The following is a 15,788-nucleotide window of genomic DNA, read 5'->3' on the forward strand; positions in this document are numbered from 1 at the left end:
ACAAGAAGGTACCGCGACATGAAACGACTCCTCATCAGCACCCTGGCCGCCGCCTTGCTCGGCAGCACGCTCAGCCTTGGTTACGCGCAGGCGGCGGACGACATCCGCCCACGCATGATCCGCTTCGGCTACGGGCTCAACGAAGACAGCAACCAGGGCAGGGCAGCCAAGCTACTGGCCGAGGAAGTGGCCAAGGCCTCGGGTGGCAAGCTGAAGGTGCGCACCTTCGCCTCCGCCAGCCTCGGTTCCGACGACCAGATGCAGAGCGCGCTGATCGGCGGCGCGCAGGAGATGATGGTCGGCTCGACCGCGACGCTGGTCGGCATCAGCAAGGAGATGGCGGTGTGGGATACGCCGTTCCTGTTCACCGATCCGCGCCAGGCCGATCAGGTACTGGACGGCCCGGTAGGTCGGCAGGTGATGGACAAGCTCGAGGAGAAGGGCCTGGTCGGACTGGTGTACTGGGAGAACGGTTTTCGCAACGTGACCAACAGTGCGCGGCCGATCGAGAAGCTCGAGGATTTCGAAGGCATCAAGCTGCGCGTGATGCCCAATCCGGTGTTCATCGACACCTTCAAGCGCATGGGCGCCAACGCGGTGCCGCTGCCGTTCTCCGAGCTGTTCACCGCGCTGGAAACCAAGGCGGTCGACGGTCAGGAAAACCCCTACAACACCATCCTGTCCTCCAAGTTCTATGAAGTGCAGAAGTACCTGAGCGTGACCAATCACGTCTACAGCCCCTGGATCGTCACGGTGTCCAAGCGCTGGTGGGACGGACTGTCCGAGACCGAGCAGGGCATTCTCATGGACGCTGCGGAAAAGGCACGCGACGCCGAGCGCGAGGACACCCGTCGCGAGGCCAGCCAGGCGCTGGCGGCACTGAAGGAGCGTGGCATGCAGATCAACGAGGTCAGTCCCGAGGAAATCCAGCGCATGCGCGAGCAGGCGCAGCCGGCGATCCAGACGGTGATCGATACCGTCGGCCAGGAGCTGTTCGATCAGGTGCAGGCCGAGGTGGAAAAGGTCGCGCTCTAGGCGCGACCTTTTCCTGCCCGCTGCTAGAATTCGCCGCCTTCAATACGCTGGATCGACCATGACCACACGCCGTCGCCGCTCTGCCGAGCGGATAACCCTCTCGGATGTCGCGCGCAGCGCCGGCTGCTCGCTGATGTCGGCATCCCGCGCGCTGTCGCAACCGGAGCTGGTTTCCGATGCGCTGCGTGAGCGTGTCGAGCAGGCGGTCAAAACGCTTGGCTATGTGCCGCATCCGGCGGCGCGCAGCCTGGCCAGTTCGCGCTCCAATCTGGTGGCGGTGATCATCCCTTCGCTGTCCAACGCGGTGTTCGTCGACACCGTCGAGGCCATCCAGCGAGTGTTGATGCCGGCGGGTTACGAAATGATGATCGGCGTCAGCCACTATCGGCCCGAAGAGGACGAGCGGCTGCTGCGCGCCTATCTGGCCCATCAGCCGGCCGGCCTGCTGATCACCGGGTTCGAGCGCAGCGACGCTGCGCGTGCGGTGCTGGCCAATTACACCGCACCGATGGTCACCCTGATGGAGCTGAGCGACCGGCCGGACGACTACTGCGTAGGCTTCTCGCAACTGGAAGCCGGCGCGGCAATGACCCGTACGTTGCTCGAGCGTGGCTACCGTCACGTCGCTTTCGCCGCCGCGCAGCTCGACCCGCGCACCCTGCAACGCGCCAAAGGCTATCGTCAGGCCATGCGCCAGGCGGGTCGCTATGAGCCGACTCTGGAGCTGCTGACGCCGCAGCTGTCATCCATCGGTCTTGGCGCAGAGCTGCTGGATCGGCTGCTGGCGCAGCATCCGCAGATCGACGCGGTATTCTTCAACAACGACGACCTGGCCCTTGGTGCGCTGTTTCGCGCGCATCAGCTGGGTTTGGATGTGCCGGGGAGGCTGGCGATTGCCGGTTTCAACGACCTACCGGCGGCGGCCTGGATGCATCCTGCGCTGAGCACGGTACGCACCCGGCGTGGCGAGATTGGTGAGCTGGCGGCGCAGGTGCTGCTGAGCCTGATGCGGGGTCAGCAGCCGGCCGAGCGTTGTATCGATGTGGGCTTCGAAGTGGTGATGCGCGACAGCGCCTGAGGCGGGCTCACGCCCGCCGGGACATCAGTGATCCTGCTGTGCCGCGATCTGCTGGGCGATCTCGATCATCTGCTCGCGCATCCAGCGGTTGGCCGGATCCTGATCGGTGCTTTCATGCCAGTAGATGTGGGTTTCCAGCGGCATGATGTCCACCGGCAGGTCGACCTGATGCAGGTTATGCCGGCGGGCGAAGCGCTCGGGTACGGTCACCACCATGTCGGTCTGGTCGATCACCTGGGTCGCCATCAGGTAGTGCTGTGAGCGCAGGGCGATCTTGCGCTGCAGGCCCATCTTGCCCAGCGCCAGGTCCACCAGGCCGAGGCCGCTGCGGCGGCTGGAAATGTGGATGTGCGACAACGACAGGTACTGCTCCAGGGTCAGCTTGTCCTTGGCCAGCGGGTGGCCACGGCGCATGGCGCAGATGTAGCGATCTTCCAGCAGCTTGACGTGACGCACCTGCGGATCGGTATTGAGCGGTGCATCCATGGCGAAATCCAGGCGGCCGGCAGCCAGTTCCTTGGTGGTTTCGCGGCGCTTGGCCAGCATGCTCTCGATCTTCACGTTCGGCGCCAGCCGGCGCAGGCGCTGGAACAGCGGCGGCAGCATCACCGCCTCGGTGAGGTCGGTCATGCTGATGCGAAAGGTCTTGTTCGCCTGCGCAGGGCTGAAGGTGCGGCTTTCCTGCACCGACACCCGCAACAGCTGCAGGGCATTGCGCACCGGGCCGATGATGTTCTGCGCCATTGGCGTCGGCACCATGCCTTGGGCGGTGCGCACGAACAGCGGGTCATTGAAGGTCTCGCGCAGACGGGCGAGGGCGTTGGAAACGGCGGGCTGGGTGATGCCGACGATCTGCCCGGCGCGTGTCAGGTTCGCTTCGGTGTAAATGGCGTCGAAGACGATGAATAGATTCAGATCGACCTTGTTCAGGTTCATTGTTGTGCTCTCCGGCGTGTATCGGAATTCGCCGATCATATATCGGTGATGAATGTTTATACACGAGGAAAATAGCTTAGATAAATCATCAGGCCTCCTCTAGCATCCAAAACTACAAAACATTACCTGCCAGAAGGTTGTCGCCCATGAATTTCGCCTACTCCCCGAAGGTTCAAGAGCTGAGAGAGCGCGTGCAAGCGTTCATGGATGCTCACGTTTATCCCGCCGAAAAGGCTTTCTACCAGCAGGTCGCCGAGGGTGATCGCTGGCAGCCGACCGCCATCGTCGAGGAGCTCAAGGCCAAGGCCAAGGCAGAAGGGCTGTGGAACCTGTTTCTGCCGGAGTCGGAACTGGGCGCCGGCCTGACCAACACTGAATACGCGCCGCTGGCTGAAATCATGGGTAGCTCGGGCCTCGGCCCGGAAGCGTTCAACTGCTCGGCGCCGGATACCGGCAACATGGAAGTGCTGGTGCGCTATGGCAGCGAGGCGCAGAAGCGCGAATGGTTGGAGCCCCTGTTGCGCGGCGAGATTCGTTCGGCCTTCGGCATGACCGAGCCGGGTGTGGCCTCGTCCGACGCCACCAACATGGAAGCCCGCGCGGTGCGCGAGGGTGACGAGTGGGTCATCAACGGCCGCAAGTGGTGGACCTCCGGTGCCTGCGATCCGCGCTGCAAGATCATGATCTTCATGGGCCTGACCAACCCGGACGCACCGCGCCATGCCCAGCACTCGATGATCCTGGTGCCGATGGACACCCCCGGTATGAAGGTGCTGCGTCCGCTGCCGGTGTTCGGCTACGACGACGCTCCGCATGGCCACGCGGAAGTGCTGCTGGAAAACGTGCGGGTACCGTACGAGAACGTCATCCTCGGTGAGGGCCGCGGCTTCGAGATCGCCCAGGGGCGTCTTGGCCCGGGCCGCATCCACCATTGCATGCGCTCGATCGGTGTCGCCGAGCGCGCGCTCAAGCTGATGTGCGAACGAGCCGTCAGCCGTACCGCCTTCGGCAAGCCGCTGGCGCGACTGGGCGCGAACTTCGACCACATCGCCGAGTGCCGCATCGAGATCAACATGGCGCGCCTGCTGACGCTGAACGCCGCGTACATGATGGATACCGTGGGCAACAAGATCGCCGCCAGCGAGATCGCGCAGATCAAGGTGGTCGCGCCCAACGTGGCGTTGAAGGTCATCGATCGCGCCATCCAGATCCACGGTGGCGCCGGGGTTTCCGAAGACTTCCCGCTGGCGCACTGGTGGGCGATGCAGCGCACCCTGCGCCTTGCCGATGGCCCGGACGAGGTGCATCGGGTGGCCATTGCTCGTCACGAGCTGGGCAAGTACGTGCCGCGCGAGGCGCTGCGCAGCCGCTGAGGCCTCCGCTATCGGGCAACAGCTGAAAGCAAGGCCACGTGAGTGGCTTTGCTTTTTTTCTGCTCGGGTAGACGGCCCCGCGTCATTCGCGCGCGAGCTCGAACCGACGAAACGCTCGGATCTCCGTAGGCGCGAGCTTTTCCACGAAGAGCGCGTGAGCTCAAGCCGCAGCCATGTTCGCTCGGCGTGTTCTAGGGCACGACTGTGCGCAGATCCGGCGGCGTTTGTTGACCATGGGTGTCGATGACCAGCTGCCTATAGCGCCGATAGGCCTGTTCATAAGCCCGAACCGATTCCGCCTGCGGCTCGACCGCTGTGCCTTCATCGACCCGCACGCAGCGCGCGCACAGCGCCGCGAGGCTGGCGATGGGGTTGCTTTGTCGTGCATGGCACCACGCCGCCTGTATCGCGCCGCCCAGCGCCGCCGCTTCGCTATGGGTGGTGCAGACGACCGGGGTTTCCATCATGTCGGCGACGATCTGGCGCCACAGTGGATTCTTCGCGCCGCCGCCGATCAGCTGGATGCGTTCGCTGCGGATTCCGCTTTCGCGCAGCAGGTCCAGGCCGTAGCGCAGGCCGAAGGTCACACCCTCGACAACGGCCCGGCAGAGGTTTGCTCTGGTTAGGTTTTCCGTGGTCAGGCCGTGCAGGCTGGCACTGGCCTGGGGGAGGGCGGGGACGCGCTCGCCGTTGAGGAAAGGCAGCAGAGTGACGCCGTCACAGCCGATTGGCGCCTGCGCTACGAGTGCGTTGAACGATTCGAGATCGAGCTGCAACAGGTCGCGGATCGCGGCGTTAGCGTTGGTCAGGTTCATGGTGCAGATCAATGGCAGCCAGCCTCCACTGGACGAGCAGAAGGTGGCGACTGCTGGCTGGGGGCTGATGCGCGGCGTGTCCGAATAGGCGTAGAGCGTGCCGGAGCTACCCAGGCTCATGGTGATGGCGCCGGGGCGGATGTTGCCGGTACCGATGGCCCCCATCATGTTGTCGCCACCGCCACTGGATACGATGGCGTCAGGGTTCAGCCCGAGCTGTCCGGCGATTTCCGGACGCAGCCGGCCCACGGCTTTGTCCGGTGCGATCAGCTCGGGCAGTGCCGCCTCCAGCCGACCGTTCGGGTCGATATGGCGCAGGATGCCAAGGTCCCACTCACGGGTTCGTACGTTGAAATAGCCGGTGCCGGACGCGTCGCCGTACTCGGCGCAGGCGCGCCCGGTGAGCCAATGATTCAGGTAATCGTGCGGCAGCAGAATGTGCGCAATCTGCTCGAAGAGTGCGGGGTGCTGCGCCTTCATCCACAAGAGTTTCGAGACAGTGTAGCCCGGCGCGATGACGACGCCAAGGCGCTCGAGCGATCCCTGTTCCCCGCCCAGCCAGTCGAGCAGCGCGGCGTTTTCCGTAGCTGATTCCGTGTCGCACCAGAGCTTGGCCGGGCGCAGTACCTGGCCGTCGCGATCGAGCGTGACCAGCCCGTGTTGCTGCCCGGACACACCGATGCCCAGCACCTCGCGACCGTTTACTCCGGCCTCGGTAAGGGCAGCTCTCGTCGCGGTGGCAAACGCGGTCGTCCATTGCGTGACGTCCTGCTCGCGACGGCCATTGGGCCCGCTGATCAAATCGTGGCCGGCCGAGCCCTGGCCGAGTACGCGCCCGTTGCTGGCGTCGAGTACCAGCGCCTTGGTGCCTTGGGTGCCGCAATCGATTCCGAGAAACATGCCGGGCCCCGTCACTGCGTCAGCAACAGATCAAGGGTGCCGCTAACCCCCAACGTGCACAGCCGCAGCAGGTTGCGCTCGAAGGCCTCGCGGAAGGCGAGCGAACGTGAAATCCGCGTGCCGAAGATTTCCTCGCAACCGAGCAGGCGTTCGGCGAGGCCGTCGTCCTCCGCGACAAGGGACTGGCAGAAATCCGCGCGCGGATCGGGGATGCGGTACTGCTCGCCGTTCTCATCGACGCCTCGCAGATACAGCGCCCAGGCAGCGACCACTAGGGCCGCCCGGTCCAATGCGGTGTTATCGGCGATCAGGCGGTTGATGGTCGGCACGGTGAACTTGGGAAACTTCGACGAGCCATCGGAACACACCCGCTCCAGCTGATCGGCGATGGCTCGGTTGGAGAACCGCTCGATCAGGGTCTGCTTGTACCGCGCGAGATCGATGCCCGGCACCGCTGCCAATTGTGGGGTGACGTCCTCATCCATATAGCGGCGGATGTACTCGACGAACAGCGGATCGGCCATGGTTTCGTGAACGAAGCGATAACCGCGCAGGTAACCGAGATAGGTCAGCGCGAGGTGGCTGCCGTTGAGCAGCTTGATTTTCATCTCCTCGTAGGGCGAAACGTCGTCGGTGAACTGCACGCCGACCTTTTCCCAGGCTGGGCGGCCGGCGACGAAGCGGTCCTCCACTACCCATTGCACGAAGGGTTCGCAGACCACCGGCCAGGCGTCATCGAGGCCGTGCTGTCGCTCCAGGTCCTGGCGATGGGCCGTGCTGGTCATGGGCGTGATACGGTCGACCATGGCGTTGGGAAAGCTGACGTTGCGCTCGATCCAGCGGGCCAGGTCGGGGTCGACCAGGCTGGCGAAGGCCAGCGTGGCCCTGCGGGTCACATCGCCGTTGTGGGGGAGGTTGTCGCAGGACATCACCGTGAAGGGGCCGACGCCATGCCCACGACGCTTGGCCAGGGCCGCGCAGAGCAGGCCGAACACGCTGATCGGGCTGCGCGGGTTTTGCAGGTCATGTTGAATCTGCGGCAGTTGCGCATTGAACTGGCCGGTGCTGTCGTCCAGGCAATAGCCGCCCTCGGTGATGGTCAGCGAGACGATGCGGATCGCCGGATCGGCCAGGCGGGCGACCACCGCCTCGGAACCATCCTCGCCCACCAACAGCATGTCGCGAATGCTGCCGATCACCCGGACCTCGGTGTCGGGCCGGTCGTCGAGCTCCACCAGGGTGTAGAGGTAGTCCTGGGCGGCCAGTGCGTCGCGCATCGCGCGTTCTTCGGCGCGTGTGCCGATGCCGCAGATGCCCCATTCCAGCCCCTCGCCGGTATTCATCAGCGCATCGGTGTAGGCCGCCTGGTGGGCACGGTGAAAACCGCCCACGCCGATGTGGGCGATGCCGCTGGTGGCCTCGGCCAGGCGGTAGTCGGGGCGTGCGATAGGGACCGGCAGCCGTGGCAGATTCGCTTCGTTCAACTTCATCTCGGGCCTCGCGGGGCTTGAATGTGGGAAAGCCGGGGGCCGGATCGCTGCCATTGCGGGCCGCAGCGATCTGCCGGTAAGTCAGGGCTCGGGTGGCTATGTGTCGGTCAGGCCGCCTGCTGCAGCGACTGGCCGACCGCAACGCCATTGCTGTCGAAGAGGTGGCAATGTTCGGCTTCCAATGTCAGCGACAGCGACTCGCCATAACGCGGGGTGAAGTCGCCACGGATGCGCATGGTCAGCTGCTCGCCGTTGCCGGTGATGACGTGGCAGTAGGTATCACTGCCCAGCCGTTCACTGACGTCGGCCTGCACGGTCAGCTGGCAGTTGCCTTCGCTGCCGCGGTTGAGGTGCTCCGGGCGGATGCCGAGGGTGACCGGATCGCCCGTCTTCAGCGTGGCGCCGCTCAGCGGCAGGAACAGACGGCAACCGGCGTCGAGCTCGACTTCGCAGCCGCTGGCTTCGACACGGCTGGCGCGGCCCTTGAGAAAGCCCATCTTCGGTGTGCCGAGAAAGCCCGCGACGAACAGGTTGGCCGGATGGTGATAAAGCTCCATGGGCGAGCCGACCTGCTCGATGCGCCCGCCGTTGAGCACCACCACCTTGTCGGCCAGGGTCATGGCCTCGACTTGATCGTGAGTCACGTAGATCATCGTGGCCTGCAGTTCCTGGTGCAGGCGCGAAAGCTCCAGGCGCATCTGCACGCGCAGCGCGGCATCGAGGTTGAACAGCGGTTCATCGAAGAGAAACACCTTGGGATTGCGTACGATGGCGCGGCCGATGGCGACGCGCTGGCGCTGGCCGCCGGACAGTTGCCGCGGCTTGCGTTCGAGCAGCGGTTCCAGCTCCAGGGTGCGCGCGGCGGCTTCGATCTTGCGCGCCACTTCCTGCTTGTCGGCCCCGGCTAGATCCAGGGCGAAGGACATGTTCTTGCGCACCGTCATGTGCGGGTAGAGCGCGTAGGTCTGGAACACCATGGCCAGGTCGCGTTTGGCCGGGCTGACATCGGTGATGTCGCGCCCGTCCAGTTCGATGCGCCCGCTACTGACCTCCTCGAGCCCGGCGATCAGGCGCAGCAGGGTGGACTTGCCACAGCCGGAGGGGCCGACGAAGACGACGAACTCGCGGTCGCGGATGTCCAGGTCGATGCCCTTGATGATCTCGTTGCCGTCGAAGCCTTTCTTCAGGTTGTGGATCTTCAGGTCTGCCATGTTCGAATCCTCCGTTGTTCTTGATTGTCAGGCGGCGCTCATTTCACGGCGCCGAACGACAGGCCGCGCACCAGCTGCTTCTGGCTGATCCAGCCGAAGATCAGGATGGGGGCGCAGGCGAGGGTGGAGACGGCCGAGAGCTTGGCCCAGAACAGGCCTTCGGGACTGGAGTACGAGGCGATCAGCGCGGTCAGCGGCGCGGCATTGGACGAGGTCAGGTTCAGCGACCAGAAGGCTTCGTTCCAGCACAGGATCAGCGACAGCAACATGGTCGAGGCGAGCCCGCCCTTGCTGATCGGCAGGAGCACGCGAAGCATCTCCTGCAGCAGCGTGGCGCCGTCCATGCGGGCCGCTTCGAGGATGTCGCGGGGGATGTCCTTGAAGTAGGTGTAGATCATCCACACCAGAATCGGCAGGTTGATCAGCGTGTAGATGATGATCAGCACCGCGCGGCTGTCGAGCAGGCCGAACTGCTTGGCCAGCAGGTAGATCGGCACCAGCACGCCCACCGGCGGCAGCATCTTGGTCGAGAGCATCCACAGCAGCGTGCCCTTGGTGCGCTTGGTCTCGTAGAAGGCCATCGAGTAGGCAGCGGGAATGGCGATCAGCATGCCCAGCGCGGTCGCGCCGAAGGAAATGGTCACCGAGTTCCAGGCGTACTTGAAGTAGCCGCTGCGGTCCTGGATGTGCAGGTAGTTTTCCAGCGTGGGCGTGAAGATGAATTGCGGCGGCGTGGCGAAGGCGTCGATCTCGGTCTTCAGGCTGGTCAGCAGCATCCAGAAGATCGGGAAGAACAGCAGCAGCGCCACGGCCCAGGCGAGCAGCCCGACCACCAGGGTATTGAGGCGGCGACTTTGTTTGAGCGTCAGCATCGGTCTGTCCTCAGTATTTTTCGGTGAGATTCTTGCCGAGCATCCGCACCAGGATGATCGCCGCGATATTGGCGATCACCACCGCGATCAAGCCGCCGGCCGAGGCCATGCCGACATCGAACTGCAGCAGCGCCTGGTTGTAGATCAGGTAGGCGAGGTTGGTGGATGCGTAGCCGGGGCCCCCGCTGGTGGTGGTGAAGATTTCGGCGAATACCGAAAGCAGGAAGATCGTCTCGATCATCACCACCACGGCGATGGGGCGCGCCAGGTGCGGCAAGGTCAGGTGCCAGAAGATCGCGATGGGGCCGGCGCCATCGAGGCGGGCGGCTTCCTTCTGCTCCTGGTCGAGGGACTGCATGGCCGTCATCAGGATCAGGATCGCGAAGGGCAGCCATTGCCAGGACACGATGATCACGATGGACGCCAGCGGATGCTGTGCGAGCCAGTCCACCGGCTGCGCGCCGAAGAATTTCCACACCGCCGCGAGAATGCCCGAGACCGGGTGATAGATCAGGTTCTTCCAGACCAGCGCGCTGACGGTGGGCATGATGAAGAACGGCGAGATCAGCAGCACACGGACGAAGCCGCGGCCGGCGAAGTCCGCCGCCTCCAGCAGCGCGGAGATGAGCACGCCGAATACCACGCTGATCAGCAGCACGCTGCCGACCAGGATCAGGGTATTGGTCATGCCGGGCATGAAGCCGGCATCGGTCAGGAAGTAATGGAAGTTCTCCAGCCCGACGAAATCGTTCTCACCGGGATAGAGCAGGTTGTAGCGGATCACCGAGAAATAGACGGTCATCGACAGCGGAACCAGCATCCACAACAGCAACAGTGCAACGGACGGGCTGACGAGAAACCAGCTGGGGCCGAAGCGGCGTGGCTTGCGCTCGCTCGGCTCGCTTGCCGTATCGGTGACAGGTGCCTTGGGCAAGGCTGCAGATGGGGTGGCCATGGTGTGCTCCGGCTGAAAGAAGGCCTTGAGGGCTCGGGCGAGCCCTGTCCGGTTTCATCTTCGGAAGAAAATGCCTACTTGGGATAACCGGCGCGCTTCATTTCCCGCGTCGTGGATTGCTGCACCGCGGTGAGCATCTGCTCGACCGGCATCTGCCCGGTCAGCGCCGCGGAGAACATCTTGCCGACCTGCGTGCCGATGGCCTGGAATTCCGGGATGGTCACCAGCTGGATACCGACATAAGGTACCGGCTTGGCCGAAGGCGAGGCGGGATCGGCCTGCTTCAGAGACTCCAGCGTGATTCTGGCGAACGGCGCTGCGGCCATGTACTCGTCGTTATAAGTCGATTCACGAGTGCCCGGTGGCACGTTGGCCACGCCGTCGGTTTCGGCAACGAGCTTGGCGTAGTCCTTGGAGGTCGCCCAGGCAGTGAACAGCTTGGCCGCGTCCTGCTGCTGCGAGCTGGTGGGGATCGCCAGTGCCCAGGAGTACAACCAGGCCGAGCCCTTGTCGGTTTCTTCCTGCGGGGCGAAAGTGAAACCGACCTTGTTGGCGACCTTGCTCTGCGAGGTGTCGGTGACGAAGGAGCCGGCGACGGTCGCATCGACCCACATGGCGCACTTGCCGCTGTTGAACAGCGCCAGGTTTTCGTTGAAGCCGTTGCTGGAGGCGCCGGGCGGGCCGTACTTGCTCAACAGGTCCACATAGAAGTTGGCGGCCTTGGTCCATTCGGGACCGTCGAATTCGGGTTGCCACTTCTCGTCGAACCAGCGCGCGCCGAAGGCGTTGGCGACGGTCGTGACCAGCGCCATGTTTTCGCCCCAGCCGGCCTTGCCGCGCAAGCAGATACCGTACTGGTCCTCGCCAGGCGAGTGCAGCTTTTCGGCGAACTCGGCCATCTGCGACCAGGTCGGGTGCTCGGGCATGTCCAGACCGGCCTGTTCGAACAGGTCGGTGCGGTAGTAGGTCATCGAGCTTTCGGCATAGAACGGCAGGGCGTACAGCGTCCCGTCCACCGACAGGCCCTCGCGTACCGAGGGGAATACGTCGTTCAGATCGTAACCTTCGGGCAGGTCTTTCATCGGAGCCAGCCAGCCCTTGTCGCCCCACAACGAGGCTTCGTACATGCCGATAGTGAGCACGTCGAACTGGCCGCCCTGGGTGGCGATATCGGTGGTCAGGCGTTGGCGCAGCACGTTCTCTTCGAGTACCACCCAGTTGAGCTTGATGTCGGGATTCTGCTGTTCGAAGGTCTTGGAAAGGCGCTGCATGCGGATCATGTCCGCGTTGTTGACGGTGGCGACGGTGAGGGTTTCGGCGGCCTGGGCCAGCGCAATCGAGGCCATGCAGGCGGTACCGAGCAGCAAGTTGAATGCTTTCATCGTGAACTCCTCTTCCAGATCGGGGCCTGGAAGCACTTATTGTTTTTGTTGTTACCCGCGTACTGCGCTACGAGCGTCTGGCAGGCATTACAACGCCGGCAGTGGTCGTGCGACAAAGCCGTGACTGCACTCGCTTCGATACTTTTTTGCACTCGGTTGAGCGAGGCGGGCTGCTCGCAGCGGCACCGACCAGACCCGTCGCCGGGGCTCAAGAATGAGGCTTTGCCACAACCGTAATGGCGTGAACGCAGAGACAGTCCAGGAAGAGGGCGCTGAACCCGCCCGGCCGGAAGCGTATCAGCTGGCCAGGTTCTGCTCGGTCAGGCGTTGTTCGACCAGGCGTCGATAGCACGACGGGGTCATGCCCTTGAGCTGCTGGAAGCGGCGATTGAAATTGGACAGGTTGTTGAAGCCCGATTCGAAACAGACATCGGTGACCGGCTTGTCCTGATCGAGCAGCAGTTCGCAGGATTTGCTGATGCGCAGGCTGTTGACGAACTCGACGTAGCAGCGCCCGGTGGCGCGCTTAAAGAAGCGCGAGAAGTAGGTGGGCTTCATGCCGAGATGGCTGGCGACTTCCTCCAGCGGCAGCTCGCGCATGTAGTGTTGGAAGATGTAGTTGACCGCCATGTTGGTCCGGTCGGCCTGCTGCTCGTCGCTCAACTGTGCCGAGGTGGCGCCGGAGAGCAGCTGGTAGTCGTCGCACCTGGCAAGCAGCTCGAGCATGATCAGGAAATAGCCGAGGCGGGTGGCGCCGCGGCTGTCGGCGATCTGCTGCATCAGCTGGCGTGCCTGGGCGATGGTCTGCGGACAGCGAAACTCGATGCCGTAGCGCGAGCGCTCGAGCATCGGCGTGAAGGTCCGCAGCTCGGAGAAGACGGCATGGCCCGCCTCGAGCATCTCGTCCGTGAAGTTGACCAGCATGTCGCGCTTGGCCACGACCTCGCCGTCCTCGACCTGACTGATCCAGTTGTGCGGCAGGTGCGGGCCGGTGAGAAACAGGCTGTCCGGGCCGAAATTGCCCACGTAGTCGCCGACGAAGACCTTGCCGGAGCTGGCGACGATCAGATGCAGTTCGTATTCCTTGTGGTTGTGCCACCGCACCAGCGGGCAGGGGAAACCATGTTCGCGATAGATCAGCGAGTTGCCGTGGTGGTCGTCCATCAGCTCGTAGGACGGGTCGGTAATCTTCAACGCTCTCATGCAGGGTCCGTTGTCGTGAAAGGCCACGAAGGGTTATAGCCGCTGAAGGCGCAACGGCCAAAACGGTCAGGCAATTTCGTATCGGTAGGGTAGGTCCGGACCACGCCTTGAACAGGTGATGGCGGCGGCGCTGCTGGCGAAGGCGAGCATGGCCTGCAGTTGCGCAGGCGCCATCTGTGCGAGTCCGTGCGGCGAGTCCAGCTGCTGTTCAGCCAGGTAGGCGAGCAACGCGGCCTGGAAGGTGTCGCCGGCGCCCACGGTGTCACGCACCGTCACCGCCTGCGCTGCCACGTGCAACTGGCCGTGCTTGCGGCTGAAGAGCTGTGCGCTTTCGGCACCTCGGGTGAGCACCACCAGCTCGGCGTGATGGTCCAGCCAGCGCTGGGCGATGCTCGCTGGCGCCATGTCTGGATAGAGCAGGGCCAGGTCCTCGTCGCTGACCTTGATCAGATGTGCGCGTTCGGCGAACGCCTCGACCCGCTCGCGCCAACGTTCGAGGCTGGGTTCGACGTTGAGGCGAATGTTCGGATCGAGTGAAATCAGGCGCTGGGCATGCTCGCGATGCAGCAAGGCCAGCAGCGTATCGGCAATCGGCGGCGTCACCAGCGAATAGGAACCGAAATGGATGCCGCGAATGCCAGCAGGCAACGGCTGCAGCTGTTCGGTGTGCAACAGGCGATCGGCACAGCCTTCACCGCGAAAGCTGTAGACCGGACTGCCATCGGCACCGATGGCGACCATCGCCAGGGTGGTCGGCGCATCGAAGATGGCGAGGTGCTCGGTGGCGATGCCTTCTTCCTGCAGCAGCTCTAGCAGGCGCTGACCGAAATGATCGCGCGAGAGCCCACCGAACAGCGCGGCCTGCGCGCCCAACCGGGCCAGCCCGACGGCAACGTTGAACGGCGAGCCACCTGCGACGGCTTCCAGATTCAGGCGACTGCGGCTGTCAGTCGAGGCCGCGAACACATCGAAAAGCGCTTCACCACAGACGAGGTACATGGACGATTCCTGCTGGCGGAAATCGCCCGAGCTTAAACCCGACGCCTGCACCGGGACAGTACGCCCGCGGCTGGCGGCCGATACGATCTTGCACTCGTTTCAGTACACCCAGACTTCGACGCGGCGATTTTTGATGCGACCAGCTTCGCTGTTAGATGCCACTGGAAGTTGATCGCCCAAGCCGTTGATTTCCTTTACAAGGATGCCGCCACGCGCCAGTTCGCGACGCACCGCCATGGCGCGCAGCTTGGACAGCAATGCAGTCCGCGCGGGATCGTTGCGGGCGTCGCCGAAGCCGACCAGCACCGCCGCGTTCATCTGCTTGTCGTGGCTGTTGAGATAGTCGATCAAACGCTGCACATCGCGCTGGGCCTTGTTGTCCAGCTGCGCGCTGCCTTCGGCGAAGCGGAAGTTGACGGTCAGTCGCTGTGCCTCCTTGGCCAGCTGCTGATAGGCCTCGGGCATCGTCGTTTGCAGCGGCAGCCGGATCGGCGCGATAGCCTGGGCCACGTAGCCGGATTTCTCGACGATGGCCTGTCCTTCCGGGCTGTGCACGAAGCTCAGGAATTCGCGGGTCCATGCGGACTGCTTCTTGGGGTCGGCATAGAGGAACAGCCGGCGTGACAACGGGTAGTCCTCGGTGGCGACCAGCGCCTGGCTCGGTGGCATGGGTTGGGAATCGCCGTCGGTGATTGCCAGTGCTTTCGACTTGCCGACAGAAGCGAGACCGACGAAGCCGATGGCGCCGCTACGGCGGCTGACCGCCTGGGACAGGGCGTCGTTGGATTCATAGCGCACGGCGCTGGTGGCCAATGCCTGCCCCTGACTGTTCAGCACCAGCTCCTTGAAGGTGTCGTAGGTGCCGGACTGGTCATCACGCGCGTGCAGCTCGACGGCAACGTCCGCGCCGCCCAGCTCCCGCCAGTTGGCGATCTCACCGGCGAACAGGCGTGCCACCTGCTCCACGCTGAGGGATTGCACAGGATTGTCGGGATGGACGATCACCGCCAGGCCATCAATGGCGATGACCTGTTCGCTCTCGGCGCTGCGCATGTCGCCCAGGGCGGCGAGGCTTTGCGCTTCGCTCTGTTTGATCGGTCGCGAAGCAGCGGCGAGGTCGGCAGCACCGTCTTTCAGCCCGGAGAAGCCGGTACCGGTGCCATGCGCGGCGACCAGTGCCTGCACGGTCCTGCCGCGCTCGTCGAGGGCGGTGACGCGCTGCTCGTTTTCCTGGCCGGCCGGGGCGATGCGGACCGACTGCAGGCCCTTGGCCTCGAACAGGCCGGCCACCAGCATCGGTGCCAGCTTGGCCCCCACGGTGTTGGAGCCGTGGATACGCAGTACGGCCGATCCGTCTGGCGGGGTGGGTGGGGCGGCGAGGCTGTTGCCGGAGGCGCCGCCCAGCGTGAGCAACAGCAGGGGCAATGCCCGATTCCAGAACCGTCCAAACACTCGTGGCGTCATCTCGCGACCTCCTTGTAGAAGGCCGCGAGATTAAGACGGTTCGGTTACCAATAAATGACAGCGCGGGCGGCGCAG

Annotated in this window: 13 protein-coding genes; 3 read left to right on the top strand and 10 right to left on the bottom strand. The window is 64.1% G+C overall.

What is annotated here, in order from left to right:
• The first annotated feature begins 18 nt into the window (after positions 1-18).
• Complete coding sequence (locus P5704_001235) at positions 19-1,035, top strand: TRAP transporter substrate-binding protein (protein WOF79157.1); 1,017 nt, start codon at positions 19-21, stop codon at positions 1,033-1,035.
• A 58-nt stretch (positions 1,036-1,093) separates the two neighbouring features.
• Complete coding sequence (locus P5704_001240) at positions 1,094-2,113, top strand: LacI family DNA-binding transcriptional regulator (GenBank protein ID WOF79158.1); 1,020 nt, start codon at positions 1,094-1,096, stop codon at positions 2,111-2,113.
• A gap of 24 nt (positions 2,114-2,137) precedes the next feature.
• Here P5704_001240 and P5704_001245 read toward each other — a convergent pair whose 3' ends face one another.
• Positions 2,138-3,049, bottom strand: a complete 912-nt coding sequence (locus P5704_001245) for a LysR family transcriptional regulator (protein ID WOF79159.1) — start codon at positions 3,047-3,049, stop codon at positions 2,138-2,140.
• 146 nt (positions 3,050-3,195) lie between these two features.
• On the opposite strand from P5704_001245, the gene P5704_001250 reads away from it, so the two are divergent.
• Complete coding sequence (locus P5704_001250) at positions 3,196-4,422, top strand: acyl-CoA dehydrogenase (GenBank protein ID WOF79160.1); 1,227 nt, start codon at positions 3,196-3,198, stop codon at positions 4,420-4,422.
• A 191-nt stretch (positions 4,423-4,613) separates the two neighbouring features.
• On the opposite strand, the gene xylB is transcribed toward P5704_001250, so the two are convergent.
• The 9 genes from xylB to P5704_001295 all read right to left on the bottom strand — a co-directional run bounded on the left by xylB (position 4,614) and on the right by P5704_001295 (position 15,713).
• A complete protein-coding gene (xylB, locus tag P5704_001255; GenBank protein ID WOF79161.1) occupies positions 4,614-6,137 on the bottom strand; it encodes a xylulokinase in 1,524 nt (507 codons plus the stop codon).
• An 11-nt stretch (positions 6,138-6,148) separates the two neighbouring features.
• Positions 6,149-7,627, bottom strand: coding sequence for a mannitol dehydrogenase family protein (locus P5704_001260; GenBank protein WOF79162.1), 1,479 nt, complete (start codon positions 7,625-7,627; stop codon positions 6,149-6,151).
• Between the two features lie 107 nt (positions 7,628-7,734).
• A complete protein-coding gene (gene ugpC, locus P5704_001265) occupies positions 7,735-8,838 on the bottom strand; it encodes a sn-glycerol-3-phosphate ABC transporter ATP-binding protein UgpC (protein ID WOF79163.1) in 1,104 nt (367 codons plus the stop codon).
• Between the two features lie 38 nt (positions 8,839-8,876).
• Positions 8,877-9,710 carry a carbohydrate ABC transporter permease gene (locus tag P5704_001270; protein WOF79164.1) on the bottom strand — a complete coding sequence of 278 codons (834 nt, stop codon included), beginning with the start codon at positions 9,708-9,710 and terminating at the stop codon, positions 8,877-8,879.
• Between the two features lie 10 nt (positions 9,711-9,720).
• Entirely contained in the window at positions 9,721-10,665 is a 945-nt protein-coding gene (locus tag P5704_001275; GenBank protein WOF79165.1) for a sugar ABC transporter permease, read from the bottom strand.
• A gap of 74 nt (positions 10,666-10,739) precedes the next feature.
• Positions 10,740-12,047 carry a sugar ABC transporter substrate-binding protein gene (locus tag P5704_001280; protein WOF79166.1) on the bottom strand — a complete coding sequence of 436 codons (1,308 nt, stop codon included), beginning with the start codon at positions 12,045-12,047 and terminating at the stop codon, positions 10,740-10,742.
• Positions 12,048-12,344: 297 nt separating this feature from the next.
• Positions 12,345-13,250, bottom strand: coding sequence for an AraC family transcriptional regulator (locus P5704_001285; GenBank protein WOF79167.1), 906 nt, complete (start codon positions 13,248-13,250; stop codon positions 12,345-12,347).
• 66 nt (positions 13,251-13,316) lie between these two features.
• Positions 13,317-14,249, bottom strand: a complete 933-nt coding sequence (locus tag P5704_001290) for a carbohydrate kinase (protein WOF79168.1) — start codon at positions 14,247-14,249, stop codon at positions 13,317-13,319.
• 99 nt (positions 14,250-14,348) lie between these two features.
• Entirely contained in the window at positions 14,349-15,713 is a 1,365-nt protein-coding gene (locus P5704_001295) for a substrate-binding domain-containing protein (GenBank protein WOF79169.1), read from the bottom strand.
• Between the last annotated feature and the right edge of the window lie 75 nt (positions 15,714-15,788).

The sequence above is a fragment of the Pseudomonas sp. FeN3W genome, from assembly GCA_030263805.2.
Classification (GTDB): Bacteria; Pseudomonadota; Gammaproteobacteria; order Pseudomonadales; family Pseudomonadaceae; genus Stutzerimonas; species Stutzerimonas stutzeri_G.

Coding starts and splice junctions, on each gene's coding strand:
- P5704_001280 (WOF79166.1), bottom strand. CDS start 12,047: ATGAAAGCATTCAACTTGCTGCTCGGTACCGCCTGCATGGCCTCGATT.
- P5704_001240 (WOF79158.1), top strand. CDS start 1,094: ATGACCACACGCCGTCGCCGCTCTGCCGAGCGGATAACCCTCTCGGAT.
- xylB (WOF79161.1), bottom strand. CDS start 6,137: ATGTTTCTCGGAATCGATTGCGGCACCCAAGGCACCAAGGCGCTGGTA.
- P5704_001245 (WOF79159.1), bottom strand. CDS start 3,049: ATGAACCTGAACAAGGTCGATCTGAATCTATTCATCGTCTTCGACGCC.
- P5704_001270 (WOF79164.1), bottom strand. CDS start 9,710: ATGCTGACGCTCAAACAAAGTCGCCGCCTCAATACCCTGGTGGTCGGG.
- P5704_001275 (WOF79165.1), bottom strand. CDS start 10,665: ATGGCCACCCCATCTGCAGCCTTGCCCAAGGCACCTGTCACCGATACG.
- P5704_001295 (WOF79169.1), bottom strand. CDS start 15,713: ATGACGCCACGAGTGTTTGGACGGTTCTGGAATCGGGCATTGCCCCTG.
- ugpC (WOF79163.1), bottom strand. CDS start 8,838: ATGGCAGACCTGAAGATCCACAACCTGAAGAAAGGCTTCGACGGCAAC.
- P5704_001260 (WOF79162.1), bottom strand. CDS start 7,627: ATGAAGTTGAACGAAGCGAATCTGCCACGGCTGCCGGTCCCTATCGCA.
- P5704_001250 (WOF79160.1), top strand. CDS start 3,196: ATGAATTTCGCCTACTCCCCGAAGGTTCAAGAGCTGAGAGAGCGCGTG.
- P5704_001285 (WOF79167.1), bottom strand. CDS start 13,250: ATGAGAGCGTTGAAGATTACCGACCCGTCCTACGAGCTGATGGACGAC.
- P5704_001235 (WOF79157.1), top strand. CDS start 19: ATGAAACGACTCCTCATCAGCACCCTGGCCGCCGCCTTGCTCGGCAGC.
- P5704_001290 (WOF79168.1), bottom strand. CDS start 14,249: ATGTACCTCGTCTGTGGTGAAGCGCTTTTCGATGTGTTCGCGGCCTCG.